Source organism: Amycolatopsis sp. VS8301801F10 (genome assembly GCF_046195355.1).
In the GTDB taxonomy this organism is placed as follows: Bacteria; Actinomycetota; Actinomycetes; order Mycobacteriales; family Pseudonocardiaceae; genus Amycolatopsis.
This window is the reverse complement of the sequence record NZ_CP176065.1, coordinates 8474259-8489500: the sequence shown is the minus strand read 5'-3', so window position 1 is coordinate 8489500 and position 15242 is coordinate 8474259. Positions and strand designations below refer to the sequence as shown.

Here is a 15242-nt window from a genome sequence, read left to right as displayed (position 1 = left end):
GCGGGGGAAGTATCGCTCAGGGCAGGACGAACGCCTGCGCGGCATAGGAAAGCCCGGCTCCGAAGCCGACCGCCAGCACCACGTCGCCGCTTTTCGCCGTCCCCGCCTTGCGCATGTGGTCCAGCGCCATCGGGATCGAGGCGGACGAGGTGTTGCCCGAGTACTTGATGTCGTCGGCCACCACCAGGTCCTCGCGCGCCCCCTTGGCGCGCAGCTTCTTGGCGATCGACTCGACGATCCGGAGGTTCGCCTGGTGCGGGGCCAGCACGTCCACATCGGACGGTTCCAGCCCGGCGGCTTCCAGCGCGCGCAGCGCGATCGGCGCGATCTGCGTGGTCGCCCAGCGGAAGACCGACTGGCCCTCCTGGTAGATCCACTGGTGGTCGCGCATGTAGATCAGGTCGACGAGGTCGCCCGCGCTGCCCCACACCACCGGGCCGATGCCCGGTTCGTCGGAACCGCCGACCACCGCGGCCCCCGCGCCGTCGGCGAAGATGATCGCGTTCGCGCGGTCGGTCGGGTCCACCACGTCGGTGAGCTTTTCCGCGCCGATCACGAGGACCTTCTTCGCCGAGCCCGCGCGGACGAGGTCGGAGGCGACGCCGAGGCCGTAGCAGAATCCGGCGCACGCGGCGTTGAGGTCGAACGCGCCGGGGCTCGGGACGCCGATCCGCGCGGCGACCTGTCCGGCCGCGTTCGGGATCGGGGACGGCATGGTGCAGTTGGGCACGATCACGGTGTCCACTTCGGACGCGTCGACGCCCGCGTCGGCGAGCGCGCTGGCCCCGGCGGCGACGGCGTAGTCGACCAGCACGTCGTCCTTCTCGCCGAACCGCCGCTCGATGATGCCGACGCGGTCGCGGATCCACTGGTCGCTGGTGTCCATGACCTGCGACAGGTCGTCGTTCGTGACGATCCGGTCCGGCTGGTAGCTGCCGAAGCCGAGGATGCGGGCGGCGGGCGCGCCCTGGGCGAGGCGCAGGGCAGGGCGGGCGGTCACTGGGCGTCCTCCTCGCGCAGCGCCGCCAGCTCGGCGGGCGACTTCAGCGCGGTGGTAGTGGTGACGACGCCCTTGAGCTGCCGCTTGACCAGGCCGGTCAGGGTGCCCGCGGGCGCCAGTTCGACGGTGCGGTCCACGCCGAGCGCGGCGAGCCCGTCCATGGTGAGGTCCCAGCGGACCGGACGGGTCACCTGGGCGACGAGCCGGCGCAGGTACTCCGCGCCGCTCGTGACGACCTGACCGTCGGCATTGGACAGCAGCGGGCGCGTCGGGTCGGCCGGGGACAGCGCGGCGGCGTGCTCGCGCAGGGCGTCTTCCGCGGGAGCCATGTAGGGCGTGTGGAAGGCGCCGGCGACCTTGAGGGCGCGGATCTTCGTGCCCTCCATCGGCTCGGCGATGATCCGCTCGATCGCGGCGGCGGACCCGGAGGCGACGATCTGCCCGGCCCCGTTGCGGTTCGCGGCGGCGAGGCCCTGGCTTTCCAGCCACGCGGCGACTTCCTCGGGGTCGCCGAGCATCACCGCGGCCATCGACGTCGGCTCGAGCGCGCACGCCTTGGCCATCTCCGCGCCGCGGACCGCGGCGAGCGCGACCGCGTCGGCGGGGGTGAGCACGCCGGCGATCGCGGCCGCGGCCAGTTCGCCGACCGAGTGCCCGGCGACCGGAGCGTCGTCGGCGACCGGCAGGTGCTCGAAGGACAGCAGGGACAGCGCGACGATCAGCGGCTGCGCGACAGCGGTGTCCTGGATCTCCTCGGCTCCGGCCTCGGTGCCGAGCCGGATCAGATCGAGCCCGGCGCGGGCGGACCATTCTTCGACGCGCGCGCGGGCGCCGTCGAGCTCGAGCCACGGAGCGAGCATGCCGGGGGCTTGGGAACCCTGGCCGGGGGAGAGGACTGCGACTGTCACGCTGTCTATGAGACCACGGGTCCCCTCGGGCTTCGGCTGCGGGCGGTCACCAAGTCCGTGCGGCGTTATTGGAGGAAACCTCCAAAGACCCGCCGGAGAACCCGGCCCTTAACCCATCCGCCTTGTGGGATTCAACCAGCGCTTGCCGTGAAGTCTGTCACCCGCCGCGGCTCGGTTCCGGGCACGGGCCGCCATGATCGCCGAGGCCGTCGCGGGCCGCTCACCACAGGCCGCGCGCCCGGGCGAGCCTGCCGACCGTCAGCGCGACCCGCAGCACCAGGGCGTCGCGGGCGTCGGTCGGGTTGCGGCCGGTGAGTTCGGCGGCTTTGCGCAGCCGGTACCGGACCGTGTTCGGGTGCACGAACAGCGTTTGCGCGCAGCGTTCCAGCACCCCGCCGGTGTCCAGATAGGTCTCGACGGTGCGCTGCAGCGCCGCGCCCGCCTCCTCCAGCGGCCGGGCCACCAGGTCGACCAGCAGCCGTTCCGCGCCGGGATCGCCGGAGAGGGCGCGTTCGGGGAGCAGGTCGTCGGAGCGCACCGGGCGCGGCGCGGCGGGCCAGCCGACCACCGCGCGCAGGCCGGACAGGGCCTCGGCCGCGCTGTGGTGCGCCTCGGCCAGGGTCGGCACGGTCGGTCCCGCGACGACCGGGCCGTCGGCGAACACCGTCGACATCCGGCTCAGGATTTCGCGTTCCTTCGGCCCGCCCTCGGTGGGGCCGCCGATCACGATCACCAGCCGGGAGCCCTGCACCGACAGCAGCACCGCGCGGCCGACGCGGGCGGCGCGGGCGCGGACGTCGAAAACCACCGTCGGCGGGTCTTCCGACGGCGGATTCCCCACCATGACTGTGGCCGCCGCGGCCGGATCCCAGCCCAGCGCCGCGGCCCGCGAGAGAACGGATTCCTCGGCGTCGCCGCGGACGATTCCGTCGACCACGAGCGCTTCGAGCCGGGCGTCCCACGCGCCGCGCGCTTCCGCCGCGGCGGCGTAGGAATTGGCCGCGGCGAAAGCGATTTCCCTGCCGTAGCGCAGAATTCCCTCGATCAGCGCGGCCCGCTCGGCTTCGGACGCGGCGAATTCGGGGAGCTGTTCTTCGAATACCTCGATCGCGAGCCGCACCATCGCCACGGCCTGGCGCAGGCTGATCCAGCGCGACACTTCGGTCGGCGCGTCGCGGAACGCTTCCGTGGTGAGCTTCAGCGCTTCCTTCGAATCGCGCAGCCACGCGACGAATCCGCTCGCGCCGGTCTGCGTGATCAGCAGCACGCTGGCGCGCTGGTCGGCGGGCAGCCGCGCGAACCAGACGAGGCGGCGTTCCATTTCCGCGACGCTCGCGCTCGCCAGCCGCCCGGAGGCGTGCTCCAGGCTGCGCAGCGTTTTCGCGGACAGCCCGTGGTGTTTGCGGGCGGGGCGTCCCGTGGTGTCGGCCATGTCGGATCCGATCCTACGTGCCGCGGCGGCCCGCAACTTTAGGCGGACGCGGCGGCGACCTCAGGCGGTGGGCGGCGGCCTGACGGAGTGCCTAGGATCCCGGGTGGACGGCAGGGGGCCGTCCCGGGGAAAAGAGAACAGGGGGACGGGCCATGCCAGAGCCCGGACTGGAGATCGACGGGATCTCCAAACGGTACGGCGCCGTGGTGGCGCTCGAGAACATGACGTTCGACGTGCGGCCGGGGGAGCTTTTCGGATTCGTCGGCAGCAACGGGGCGGGCAAGACGACCACGATGCGCATCGCGCTCGGCGTGCTGAGCGCCGACGCCGGCCAGGTGCGGTACGCGGGCGAGCCGGTCACGCACGAAACGCGCCGCCAGATCGGCTACATGCCCGAGGAACGCGGGCTGTACCCGAAAATGAAGGTCGGCGAACAGCTCACGTATCTGGCCCGGCTGCACGGAATGCCCAAGGCGGAGGCCAAGGCGTCGAGCGAACGGTGGACCGAACGGCTCGGCGTGGCCGCGCGCCGCGACGACGAGGTGCAGAAGCTCAGCCTCGGCAACCAGCAGCGCGTGCAATTGGCCGCCGCGCTGGTGCACGAACCGCGGATTCTCGTGCTGGACGAACCGTTTTCCGGACTGGACCCGGTGGCCGTCGACGTGATGAGCGAGGTGCTGAAGGAAAAGGCGGCCGAGGGCGTTCCGGTCGTGTTTTCCAGCCACCAGCTGGATTTGGTGGAACGGCTGTGCGACCGGATCGGGATTGTCCGGAGTGGACGGATGGAGGCGTCCGGCACGGTGGCGGAACTGCGCGCGGGCGGGACGACCCGGCTGCTCGTCGACGCGCCGGACGCTCCGGAGAACTGGGCGGCCGGGCTGGCCGGCGTGACGGTCGTGGGCCGCACCGGAGCGGTGACCGAGCTCGAACTGGCCGACGGCGCGGACGACCAGGCGGTGCTGCGCGCCGCGCTGGCGACCGGGCCGGTGCGGGAATTCGCCCGGAAACTGCCGTCCCTGACCGAGTTGTTCCGTTCCGTCGTGTCCGATCAGCAGGAGGCCGCGGCATGACCGGGTCGAACGTTCAGATGAGCCCGTTGTCCGCGGTCGGCCTCGTGGCCGGGCGGGAAATCACCACGCGCGTCAATTCCAAGGCCTACCGCATCACCACGCTGGTGATGGTGCTGATCGTCGTCGCGCTGGCGCTGGTCTTCAAGTTCTTCAGCGGCGGCGGGAGCGCCGACGCGACGGTCGGCTACGTGCCTGCCGCTTCGCAGCTGGCCGAGCCGCTGACCGCGACGGGGAAGTCGATCGGCCAGACCGTCGCGACGGAGCAGGTGCCCGACGAGCAGACCGGCCAGGCGAAGCTGCGCGACGGCTCGATCGACGCGCTGCTGGTGCAGGACGCGAAGCGGGTCCACGTCCAGGTGAAGAAGGACCTGGACGCGAAGCTGAAGAACACGTTCACCGTGCTCGAGGGGCAGCTGGCGCTCAACCAGCAGATCGAGTCCCTCGGCGGCGATCCGGCGAAGGTGCGCCAGGCGACCGCCGAGGCGACGATTGACGAACTGCCGCCGCTCGAGAAACCGTACGACTACAACGGGCAGCAGCTGGTGCTCGGCATCATCGCGGGCATCCTGATCTACCTGTCGCTGATGCTCAACGGGCAGGGCGTGGCACAGGGCGTCGTCGAGGAGAAGACGTCGCGGGTGGTCGAACTGCTGCTGTCGACGATCAAACCGTGGCAGCTGATGGCCGGGAAGGTGCTCGGCATCGGCACCGTCGGGCTGATCCAGATGCTGGCGATCGGCGTCGCGGGCGTGGCGGCCGGGCTCGGGTTCGGGGTGCTGACGATTTCGGTGAACGCGGCGGTCGGCACCGTGATCTGGCTGATCGTCTGGTACCTGCTCGGGTTCTTCATGTATTCGATCGTGTTCGCCGCGCTCGGCGCGCTGGTGTCGCGGCAGGAGGACGTGGGCGGCGCGACGATGCCCGCGCTGATGTTCGTGATCGCCGGGTACGTGGTGGGGATTTCGATCCTGCCGTCGAACCCGGGCAGCCCGCTGGCCGAGGTGCTCTCGGTGATCCCGGTGTTCGCGCCGACGCTGATGCCGATGCGGCTCGCGATGGGCGGCGTGCCGGTGTGGGAGGCGGTGCTGTCGGTCGGTCTGGTCGTCGCGCTCATCCCGGCGCTGATCTGGCTGGCCGCGCGGATCTACCGCAACGCGGTGATGCGCACCGGCGCGAAGGTGAAGCTGCGGGACGCGCTGCGCGCTGCCTGATCGCGAAGCACGGCGGGCCGCGGCGGATTGCCGCGGCCCGCTTTTTCCGGTGCCGGAAAGCCTCTACTCTCGGTGGCCGTGCCGACCGCCTGCGGGACCTGGGCAGCCGAGGTCCTAACCCACGTGGGTTAGCGGCAACGGGTGAGTTGCGTGAACGCCGCCCGCGCGAGCCCGCTGCTCCTTTTGCCCGCCACGCTTCCGTTAATGCCCTTCGCGCGGTGTCGCGCCCGCCCGCTATTGGCGCTTCGCAGTTATCCGGAGCCGCGCGGGAAGATCCGCGCAATTCGCCGTCGCGGGCTGCCCGGCACCGTGAATTCGCACCGCACAGACCGGGCCTCGGCGGGATTCCCGTCCGGACATCTTCGCGGCCTCGCCCAGGTCGGCGCGCAAATCCGCCGGCGGCCCGGCAATCGGGGCGAACATGAAGGCCAGATGAACGGCGGAGAAAACCCGAACCGCATTCGCCTCGGAAGGGCTGGTGAGCGGCGATAAAGAGCCGGAAATGTTCGAGGCCGCTCGGCGCTTGCGGTTTTCGCTGCGCCGAGCGGCCTCGTCTCCCCGGTCCCCACCGGTACGACAAGTATGGCGGCGATTGATCTTCTCGCGCCAGTCGTCTCACTCGATCGTGGTGCACAGCACCCGGGTGCAGTGGGTACCTGTCCTGCGACCCGGTGCGAGAAGGACGGCGCCGGAATCCACGTCGAACCGCGGCGAAGGGAGCCAGCGTGGGTGAACAACTCAAGGACGGACTCGGACAGGCCTGGAATCTGGTGGCCACGTTCGTCCCGAAACTCGTGGGTTTTCTGATCATCCTCTTGATCGGCTGGCTCATCGCGAAAGCCGTGTCCAAAGCCCTCGGGCTCGTTCTCGGAAAACTCGGTTTCACGCGGCTGGTGGAGAAGACCGGGCTGACCGGAATGGTGAAGGGCGCGAATCTCGACGCCACCACGGTGCTCGTGAAACTCGTCTACTACTTCATTCTGCTGATCGCGCTGCAGCTGGCGTTCGGGGTGTTCGGGCAGTCGAACCCGGTGAGCCAGCTGCTGAACGACATCATCGCGTTCCTGCCGAGGATCCTGGTCGCGGTGGTGCTGATCATCGTGGCCGCGGCGATCGCGAAGGTCGTGCGGGACGTCGTCGCCGGCGCGCTGTCGGGCCGTCCGGCCGGGCGGCTGCTGAGCACGCTCGCCTACTGGCTGGTGATGGCGTTCGGCATCATCGCGGCGCTGGGCCAGGTCAACATCGCGACCTCGGTGACCGGCCCGCTGCTGATCGCGGTGCTGGCGACCGCGGGCGGCGTGATCGTGGTCGGCTTCGGCGGCGGCCTGATCAAACCGGCCCAGCAGCGGTGGGACGGCTGGCTGGCCAACCTGCAGGGCCAGCTCGGCTCGGGCTCCGGCGGCGGCTCGCGGGAGCCGGGCCAGGTGAGCGGCCAGCACGCGCAGGCCGGGCAGACCCGGACGCAGGCCTACCCGCAGTCGCAGTCGGGCAGCCTTCCGCAGCCCGGCGAGCAGACCCGCCAGATGCCCGCGGACGGCGGCCGGCCGCCGGAGCCGCCGACCCCGCCTGCCGGGTTCGGGCGCGTGGAGCGCTGAGGCAGTACCGGCGGGAAGGGCGATCCGCGGGCAGCGAGCTGATCCGCGGGCCCGCGCCGGGGCCGTGCCGCTGACCGGATTCGAGCCCGGTCGGCCGCTTCGCTGACGGTCGTTCCCGATCCGCGGATCGGGGCCAGGGGCCGCGTTGCTTCGGCAGCGCGGCCCCTTCGGTCTGCCTCGCGTACGCGGGGCTTGCCCGGGACGGAGGCCCGGCGCCACCTCGGCGCCGGGCCTCCGCCGCGTCCGGCCCGGCGTCCACTGAGCGGGACTGTCTGCAGTCTCACATCGGCCCGGGAATGGCGGCTCCGTGCTGCATGTTGGGAGGCGTAGATCGGAAGGGGTGCCGACGTGGACTTCCTGTTGCACCACGGCGTGACCGTGTTCGGCCAGTGGATCTCGATCGCCGAGCTGGCCGGGCAGCTGTTCGCGCTCGCGGTCGTGTTCCTCGCGCAGCGGCGGACGCTGTGGACTTGGCCGGTGCAGGTCGGCGCGACCGTCCTGCTCTTCTCCGTTTACGCCTCCGCGCATCTCGGCGGGCTCGCCGGGCGGCAGGTCGCGATCCTGCTCATCTCGCTGTACGGCTGGTGGGCCTGGAATCGCCGGACCGACCCGGTGTACGGCGTCGTCGTGCGCAAGGGCCGCTGGACCGAGCGGGCCGTGATGCTCGGCGCGTTCGCGCTGGGCACGGTCGCGATGGCGCTGACGCTTCAGGCGCTCGACGCTTCGTGGGCGCCGTGGCCGGACGCCGCGATTTTCGTCGGGACGCTGGTCGCGTTCGCCGCGCAGGGCGTCGGGCTCGTGGAGTTCTGGGGCGTGTGGCTGGTGGTCGACGCGATCGGCGTGCCGCTGCAGATCAGCTCCGGGCTGTACTTCTCGGCCGCGATCTACCTGGTCTTCGCCGCGCTGGTCGTCCACGGCTGGGTCACCTGGAACCGCTCGGCGCGCACCGCGGCGGCCGCCGAGAAGGCCGTCGCCGCGGCGCGCTGATTCAGGCGCCGAGCGCGAGCTGCCCGTCCGGGGTCAGCTCGGCCGGGGTCCACTGCCCGACCGCGCCGCCCAGCGCCGACGCCGGGCGGACCAGGCCCTCCCGGACGAGGTCGTGCGCGGTCGTCTGGTCGCAGCAGGGCAGGCCGTCGACCCTCAGGTCGGGTTCGCAGCTGCGGGTGAGTTCGGCTCGGCCGGCGGCGATCGCGCGCAGCATCGCCAGTGCGCGGCGGTTCAGCGTGACGGACATGGTCCCTCCCTCGGATGCTCCGAAGGCAGGAGGCGTGATGTCCGTCACTGGATACCGGACTACGCCGAACTGACGCTCACCGGAGCGTCGCGTGGGTCGGGCGCAGGTCGTCCACCCGCCGGACCCCGAGCAACTGCATCGTGCGGACCATCTCGGTGCGCAGGATGTCCACGCAGCGCTGCACGCCGCGCTCGCCGCCCGCCATCAGGCCGTACAGGAACGCACGGCCGATCAGCACCGCGTTCGCACCGCGGGCCAGCGCGGCCACGATGTCGCCGCCGGACAGGATGCCGGTGTCGACCCACACCTCGGCGCTGTCCTGGATCTCGTCCAGCGTCGCGGGCAGCAGCTCGAGCGGCGTCGGAGCGCGGTCGAGCTGACGGCCGCCGTGGTTGGACAGCAGCACCGCGTCCGCGCCGTGTTTCACCACGTCCCGGGCGTCGTCGACGTTCTGCACGCCCTTGATCACGAGCTTGCCCGGCCAGGTCTGGCGCACCCAGTCGAGGTCGTCGAAGTTCAGCGTCGGGTCGAAAAGCTTGTCCAGCAGTTCCGCGACGGTGCCGCCGAACCGGTTGAGCGAGGCGAAGTTCAGCGGCTCGGTGGTGAGCAGGTTGAACCACCACGCCGGGTGCATCGCGCCGTCCACGAACGTCTTCAGCGTGATCGCCGGCGGGATGGTGAGGCCGTTGCGGACGTCGCGCAGCCGCTGGCCCGCGACCGGGGTGTCGACGGTCAGCAGGAGCGTGTCGTATCCGCTCTCCCACGCGCGATTCATCAGATCTTCGCCCGCGCCGTGGTCGCGCCACACGTACAGCTGGAACCACTTGCGGGCGTCCGGCGCGGCCGCCGCGAGGTCCTCGATCGACGTGGTGCCCATCGTCGAGAGCGCCATCGGCAGGTTGTTGCGCTGCGCCACCCTGGCCACCGCGCTCTCGCCCTCGGTCTGCATCATCCGCGTGAACCCGGTGGGCGCGAACGCGAACGGCAGCGCCGAGCGCTTCCCGAGAATCTCCCTGCTGGTGTCCACATCGGACACTCCGCGCAGCACGTTGGGCCGGAATTCCACCCGCCGGTAGGCCTGCCGGGCGCGGCGCAGGCTGTCCTCGAGCTCGGCCGCGCCGTCGGTGTAGTCGAACGCGGCGCGCGGGGTGCGCTTGCGCGCGATCATCCGGAGGTCGGCGATCGTGTGCGCGGCGGCGAGCCGCCGGTCGGTCGGGTTGAGCACGATCGGCTTCGGCCGCAGGATCTCTTTGAGCTCGCTGGGCCGGGGCAGGCGCCGCTGGGTCACGCTCGACCACCTTTCGTCAGGACATCGGATACATCCGATGTCTACCTTAAGGCAGAGGCCCCTCCGGAACACTGTCCCGGAGGGGCCTCTGGCGTCAAGCAGTGGTCACGCGTTGCCGGAGTCGGACGTCTGCGGCCCGGCGGCCGCCACGTCGTCGAGCCGGTAGCGGCGCGCCGCCTCGGCGACCTTCGCCTGGTCGAACTCGCCGCGCTTGGCGAGCGCGGACAGCGCGCCGACGGTGATCGACTCGGCGTCCACCAGGAACTTGCGCCGCGCGGCCGGGCGGGTGTCGGAGAAGCCGAACCCGTCGGTGCCGAGCGTGAGCATGTCGGTGGGCACCCACGGGCGGATCAGGTCCGGCACCGCGCGCATCCAGTCCGACACCGCCACGACCGGGCCGGAGACCTCGGACAGCTTCTGCGTGACGTACGGAACCCGCGGCGTCTGGTCCGGGTGCAGCAGGTTCTCGTGGTCGATCTCGACCGCTTCGCGGCGCAGTTCGCCCCACGACGTCGCCGACCACACCGCGGCCCGCACGCCCCACTCCTCGGCCAGCATCTTCTGCGCCTTGAGCGCGTCCGGCATCGTGACGCCGGAGACCAGCACCTGGACCTCCGGGCCGTCGCCCTCGGGCGCGTCGGAGTACCGGTAGAGGCCCTTCAGGACGCCGTCGACGTCCAGGTTCTCCGGCTCGGCCGGCTGCTGGTAGGGCTCGTTGTAGATGGTGATGTAGTAGAAGATGTTCTCGCCGTTGCCGTCCGGGCCGGTCTCGCCGTACATCCGGCGGAGGCCGTCCTTGACGATGTGCGCGATCTCGAACGAGTACGCCGGGTCGTAGGCCACCACGGCCGGGTTCGTCGCCGCCAGCAGCAGCGAGTGCCCGTCCGCGTGCTGCAGGCCCTCGCCGGTCAGCGTGGTGCGGCCGGCGGTGGCGCCGAGCACGAAGCCGCGGGCCATCTGGTCCGCCGCCGCGTACAGGCCGTCGCCGGTGCGCTGGAACCCGAACATCGAGTAGAAGATGTAGATCGGGATCATCGGCTCGCCGTGCGTCGCGTACGACGTGCCGACGGCGGTGAACGACGCGGTGGAACCCGCCTCGTTGATGCCCTCGTGCAGCAGCTGGCCCTTCTCGGACTCCTTGTACGCCAGCATCAGGCTCGCGTCGACCGAGGTGTAGGTCTGGCCGTGCGGGTTGTAGATCTTGGCGGTCGGGAACATCGAGTCGAGGCCGAACGTGCGCGCCTCGTCCGGGATGATCGGGACGATCCGCTTGCCGATCTCCGAGTCCTTCGCCAGCTCGCGGATGAGCCGGACGATCGCCATCGTGGTGGCGACCTCCTGCTTGCCCGAGCCCTTGCGGACGCCCTCGTAGACCTTGTCGCCGGGCAGCACGAGCGCCTTGGCGGCCTTCGGGCGCCGCTCCGGCAGGAATCCGCCCAGCGCCTTGCGGCGGCCGCGCATGTACTCGATCTCCGGCGAATCCGGGCCCGGGTGGTAGTACGGCGGCAGCTTCGGGTCGCGCTCGAGCTCCTCGTCGCTGATCGGGATCCGCTGGGTGTCGCGGAACAGCTTCAGGTCGTCGAGGGTGAGCTTCTTCATCTGGTGCGTGGCGTTGCGGCCCTCGAACGCCGGGCCGAGGCCGTAGCCCTTGATCGTGTGCGCCAGGATCACCGTCGGCTGGCCGGAGTGCTCCATGGCCGCCTTGTACGCGGCGTACACCTTGCGGTAGTCGTGGCCGCCGCGCTTGAGGTTCCAGATCTCCTGGTCGGTGAGGTCCTTGACCAGGTCCTTCGTCCGCGGGTCGCGGCCGAAGAAGTGCTCCCGGACGAAAGCGCCGTCGTTGGCCTTGTACGTCTGGTAGTCGCCGTCCGGCGTGACGTTCATCAGGTTGACCAGCGCGCCGTCGCGGTCGGCGTGCAGCAGCGAGTCCCACTCGCGGCCCCAGATGACCTTGATCACGTTCCAGCCCGCGCCGCGGAAGTACGCCTCGAGCTCCTGGATGATCTTGCCGTTGCCGCGCACCGGGCCGTCGAGCCGCTGCAGGTTGCAGTTGATCACGAAGGTCAGGTTGTCCAGGCCCTCGCCCGCGGCCACGTGGATCAGGCCGCGCGATTCGGCCTCGTCCATCTCGCCGTCGCCGAGGAACGCCCAGACGTGCTGGTCGGAGGTGTCCTTGATGCCGCGGTCGCGCAGGTAGCGGTTGAACCGCGCCTGGTAGATCGCGTTCATCGGGCCGAGGCCCATCGACACCGTCGGGTTCTCCCAGAACTCCGGCATCAGCCGCGGGTGCGGGTACGACGGCAGGCCGCCGCCCTCGCCGGCGTGGCTGTACTCCTGGCGGAACCCGTCGAGCTGCTGCTCGGTGAGGCGGCCCTCGAGGAACGCGCGGGCGTACATGCCGGGGGAGGCGTGGCCCTGGAAGAACACCTGGTCGCCGCCGCCGGAGTGGTCCTTGCCGCGGAAGAAGTGGTTGAAGCCGACCTCGTACAGCGCCGCCGACGAGGCGTAGGTGGAGATGTGGCCGCCGACGCCGACGCCCGGCCGCTGCGCGCGGTGCACCATGATCGCCGCGTTCCAGCGGATGTAGCGGCGGTAGCGGCGCTCGATCTCCTCGTCGCCCGGGAACCACGGTTCGTTCTCGGTGGGGATCGTGTTCACGTAGTCGGTGGACGTGAGCGCCGGGACGCCGACGTTGCGCTCCCGGGCGCGCTCGAGGATGCGCAGCATCAGGTACCTGGCCCGCTGCTGGCCCCCTCGCGCCAGCGCCTCGTCGAAGGAGTCCAGCCATTCGCTGGTCTCTTCCGGGTCGATGTCGGGAAGATGCGCCGCGAGTCCGTCACGGATGACGCGTACGCGAGCCGGGGTCTCCTTGCCGGAGGCGCCGTCGTTCTGCGGGGCCAAGGGGTCTCCTTGTAGCTGGTTGTAGCCGTTGTAGCTGGTGGGCGGGAGTGCTCGCCGACGTCCATGGTCGTCCCGGTTGGGGTTCCCGTCACCTGTACTGCCCGGTAACATCGGCCGCCCGAGTGTCGCCACTCCCCGCGCACGGTGTATCGCGCGCGCGTTTTCTCTCCTCCACCCTAAAGGAGGCTCCCGGGGAGGGCTTCGCAGTGGTGGGGTACTGAGTGCCACCCGGAGTCGGGCACGGGGGCGGCGGGCCCCTACGCTGCAGACACGACTTGCCAAAGATCCGGTGTGGACGGTTGCGCGCAGCGCCGCGTCAGTGTTCGCTGTTCGACAACCGAGTATCCGAGTGCGGCGGACCTACCGCCGCGCTCCGTCGTAGTTGGAGGAGTGGAAGCAGTGGTCGCCGCGGGAGACGCAGGCAACGCCGGCGTCGCCGAGAGCCTTGGCATCAAGCCGGACATGGTGGTCCAGGAGATCGGCTGGGACGAGGACGTCGACGACGACGTCCGCGCGGCGATCGAGGAAACCATCGGCGGTGAGCTCCTCGACGAAGACGCGCAGGAGGTCATCGACGTTGTGCTGCTGTGGTGGCGCGACAACGACGGAGACCTCGGGGACGCGCTGGTCGACGCGCGTGGTCCGCTGGACGAGAACGGCGTGATCTGGGTGCTGACCCCGAAGACCGGGCAGCCCGGGCACGTCGAGCCCAGCGACATCGCCGAGGCGGTGCCCCAGGTCGGGCTCGCCCAGACGGCGAACATCAGCGTGGGCCCCGGCTGGCTGGGCACCCGGCTGGTGTCGCCGAAGTCCTCGAAGGCCAAGCAGCGCTGAGGCCGCGATAGGGTGGGCGGCACGCTCGTGTTCGCTCTGGAGAGGAATCGCCGGTATGGCCGTCGAGGTCGGTTCGCAGGCCCCTGACTTCACGCTCAACGACTACAACAAGCAGCCGGTCACGCTGTCGCAGTTCAAGGGCGACAAGCCGGTGCTGCTGGTGTTCTACCCGTTCGCCTTCAGCGGGATCTGCACCGGCGAACTGTGCCAGCTGCGCGACGAGTTCGGCGACTACGACGGCAAGGGCGTCCAGGTCCTGGGCGTCTCGGTCGACACGCCGTTCTCGCTCAAGGCGTGGGCCGAGCAGGAGGGCTACCAGTTCCCGCTGCTGTCGGACTTCTGGCCGCACGGCGAGGTGGCGCAGAAGTACGGGGTGTTCAACGACCAGGCGGGACTCGCCGTGCGCGGCACCTTCCTGATCGACACCGAAGGCGTGGTCCGCTTCGCCGAGGTCAACGCGCCGGGCGAGGCGCGCGACCAGTCGGGGTGGAAGAAGGCGGTCGAGGAACTGACCGCCTGACCGGTTTCGTCCGCCGGGGCGGGGTTTCCCGCTCCGGCGCGCGGGCGCATAGCTCAGCGGGAGAGCACTCGGTTTACACCCGAGCGGTCGCAGGTTCGATCCCTGCTGCGCCCACCGTCGCCGATCGGCCCCCATCCGGTGAAGTCTTCACCGGATGGGGTCTTTGCGTTTTCCGGTCCGTTTCCGCGCCCGGGCCGTCCTGAAGCTGCTCCGAACGGGTAAAGCCCGGCGTCCGGCGTAATGGCGTTCGAGCCCGTGCCGACTAGCACAGGCAGCGCATCACCGAGGAGATCCTGACCGACGGTCCGGTGGCGAAGCATTCCGTCACCAAGGACATCCGGATCGCGAAGTGCCGGCGAAGGGCCCGCTGCCGGTGCCGGTGGCCGACTTCCCGAAAGGCTTGCTGCTGGACGGGCTCGAGGTGACAGTCGATTCGAAAACAGCCGCACCACGGCGCTGCACGGGTCGGAAGCGGTCAAGACCGAGAACGGACGGCGGCAGAACTGGGCGGCGGAAATCCGGGTTCAGATGGGGGCGGTTTCCGTCCCGGATCACCCTGACGACCCCGCTGATGTACAAATGCGAAAGCTATCATCTCCGGATTTCCCTGCCGCCGGGCTTTACGTGCACACCTACGAAATACACAAGCGAGCGAGGAACCCCGGCCCGGTCGATTTCGACAAGCCGATGATCCCGACCTATATGCGGGCCAGGGACCATCGGGCACTGCCGTACGCGCACTTTTACGCCCGCAACGGCTACGACATGGAACGGATTCTGCATACGCACGTGCTGAACGTGGTCGAAAACCCGTTCGCGACCTTGCGGCTCGCGGCCGCCCTGCTGTTTTTGTCCGCGTTGGGCCTGATCGTCGCCGGAGTGACTTTCGTGGACCCCGTCCCTGACGACGCAATTCGCCTTGCGCGCCACGAATGCCAGAGCGAGGCGTTCACGTATCCCGCGGTCCTCGAGGAGGACGTCGACGGCCGGGACCTGGCCAAGGCCACCAAGGTGCCGCCGCACATCAACAAGGACCACACCAGCCGCGGCTGACCCCGCTCGCGCGGAACCGCCTCCGGCTGACGTCTTCCGCGTAGCTGCCGCCGAAAGACAGCGCCGCGCGCGTCTCCCGGCCTGCCCCGAACACCAGAGAAGGCCCCCTGGGCCGGGTTCCCCCATCAATCCCGGCCCAGGAGGCCTTCTCTTTTCTCCCCCTGCCCCGTCGGGCCTGCCCCCTCGACAGGCCCGG

General features: G+C 70.3%; 13 protein-coding genes and 1 tRNA gene. 8 read left to right on the top strand and 6 right to left on the bottom strand.

The window, feature by feature from the left end; translation table 11 throughout:
• Positions 1-16 precede the first annotated feature (16 nt).
• From F9C11_RS38870 to F9C11_RS38860, 3 genes are all read right to left on the bottom strand, one after another.
• Positions 17-1000 carry a beta-ketoacyl-ACP synthase III gene (locus F9C11_RS38870; RefSeq protein WP_409182320.1) on the bottom strand — a complete coding sequence of 328 codons (984 nt, stop codon included), beginning with the start codon at positions 998-1000 and terminating at the stop codon, positions 17-19.
• On the bottom strand, positions 997-1908 hold the full coding sequence (locus tag F9C11_RS38865) for an ACP S-malonyltransferase (protein WP_409182319.1): 912 nt from the start codon (positions 1906-1908) through the stop codon (positions 997-999). Before F9C11_RS38865 ends, F9C11_RS38870 begins: the two co-directional genes overlap by 4 nt.
• A 220-nt stretch (positions 1909-2128) precedes the next feature.
• Positions 2129-3340 (bottom strand): PucR family transcriptional regulator, encoded by a 1212-nt coding sequence (locus F9C11_RS38860; protein ID WP_409182318.1) that lies wholly within the window; start codon positions 3338-3340, stop codon positions 2129-2131.
• Positions 3341-3492: 152 nt separating this feature from the next.
• Here F9C11_RS38860 and F9C11_RS38855 point away from each other — a divergent pair, with 152 nt between their 5' ends.
• The 4 genes from F9C11_RS38855 (at position 3493) to F9C11_RS38840 (ending at position 8203) form a co-directional block, all read left to right on the top strand.
• The gene (locus tag F9C11_RS38855; RefSeq protein WP_409182317.1) at positions 3493-4410 is read left to right on the top strand and encodes an ABC transporter ATP-binding protein; all 918 of its coding nucleotides are present in this window, start codon (positions 3493-3495) and stop codon (positions 4408-4410) included.
• On the top strand, positions 4407-5621 hold the full coding sequence (locus F9C11_RS38850; RefSeq protein ID WP_409182316.1) for an ABC transporter permease: 1215 nt from the start codon (positions 4407-4409) through the stop codon (positions 5619-5621). Before F9C11_RS38855 ends, F9C11_RS38850 begins: the two co-directional genes overlap by 4 nt.
• A 725-nt stretch (positions 5622-6346) precedes the next feature.
• Positions 6347-7216 carry a mechanosensitive ion channel family protein gene (locus F9C11_RS38845; protein ID WP_409182315.1) on the top strand — a complete coding sequence of 290 codons (870 nt, stop codon included), beginning with the start codon at positions 6347-6349 and terminating at the stop codon, positions 7214-7216.
• 348 nt (positions 7217-7564) lie between these two features.
• Positions 7565-8203 (top strand): nicotinamide riboside transporter PnuC, encoded by a 639-nt coding sequence (locus F9C11_RS38840; protein ID WP_409182314.1) that lies wholly within the window; start codon positions 7565-7567, stop codon positions 8201-8203.
• Between the two features lies 1 nt (position 8204).
• Here F9C11_RS38840 and F9C11_RS38835 read toward each other — a convergent pair whose 3' ends face one another.
• From F9C11_RS38835 to aceE, 3 genes are all read right to left on the bottom strand, one after another.
• Positions 8205-8450, bottom strand: coding sequence for a hypothetical protein (locus F9C11_RS38835; protein WP_009074705.1), 246 nt, complete (start codon positions 8448-8450; stop codon positions 8205-8207).
• A gap of 76 nt (positions 8451-8526) precedes the next feature.
• Positions 8527-9738 (bottom strand): alpha-hydroxy-acid oxidizing protein, encoded by a 1212-nt coding sequence (locus F9C11_RS38830; RefSeq protein ID WP_409182313.1) that lies wholly within the window; start codon positions 9736-9738, stop codon positions 8527-8529.
• 105 nt (positions 9739-9843) lie between these two features.
• Complete coding sequence (gene aceE, locus F9C11_RS38825) at positions 9844-12639, bottom strand: pyruvate dehydrogenase (acetyl-transferring), homodimeric type (protein ID WP_409182312.1); 2796 nt, start codon at positions 12637-12639, stop codon at positions 9844-9846.
• 399 nt (positions 12640-13038) lie between these two features.
• Here aceE and F9C11_RS38820 point away from each other — a divergent pair, with 399 nt between their 5' ends.
• The 4 genes from F9C11_RS38820 (at position 13039) to F9C11_RS38805 (ending at position 15046) form a co-directional block, all read left to right on the top strand.
• Complete coding sequence (locus F9C11_RS38820) at positions 13039-13473, top strand: DUF3052 domain-containing protein (protein WP_009074710.1); 435 nt, start codon at positions 13039-13041, stop codon at positions 13471-13473.
• Positions 13474-13528: 55 nt separating this feature from the next.
• Entirely contained in the window at positions 13529-13993 is a 465-nt protein-coding gene (locus F9C11_RS38815; RefSeq protein ID WP_409182311.1) for a peroxiredoxin, read from the top strand.
• 42 nt (positions 13994-14035) lie between these two features.
• Positions 14036-14107 (top strand) — tRNA-Val (locus tag F9C11_RS38810).
• Positions 14108-14680: 573 nt separating this feature from the next.
• Complete coding sequence (locus F9C11_RS38805) at positions 14681-15046, top strand: hypothetical protein (protein WP_409182310.1); 366 nt, start codon at positions 14681-14683, stop codon at positions 15044-15046.
• Positions 15047-15242 lie beyond the last annotated feature (196 nt).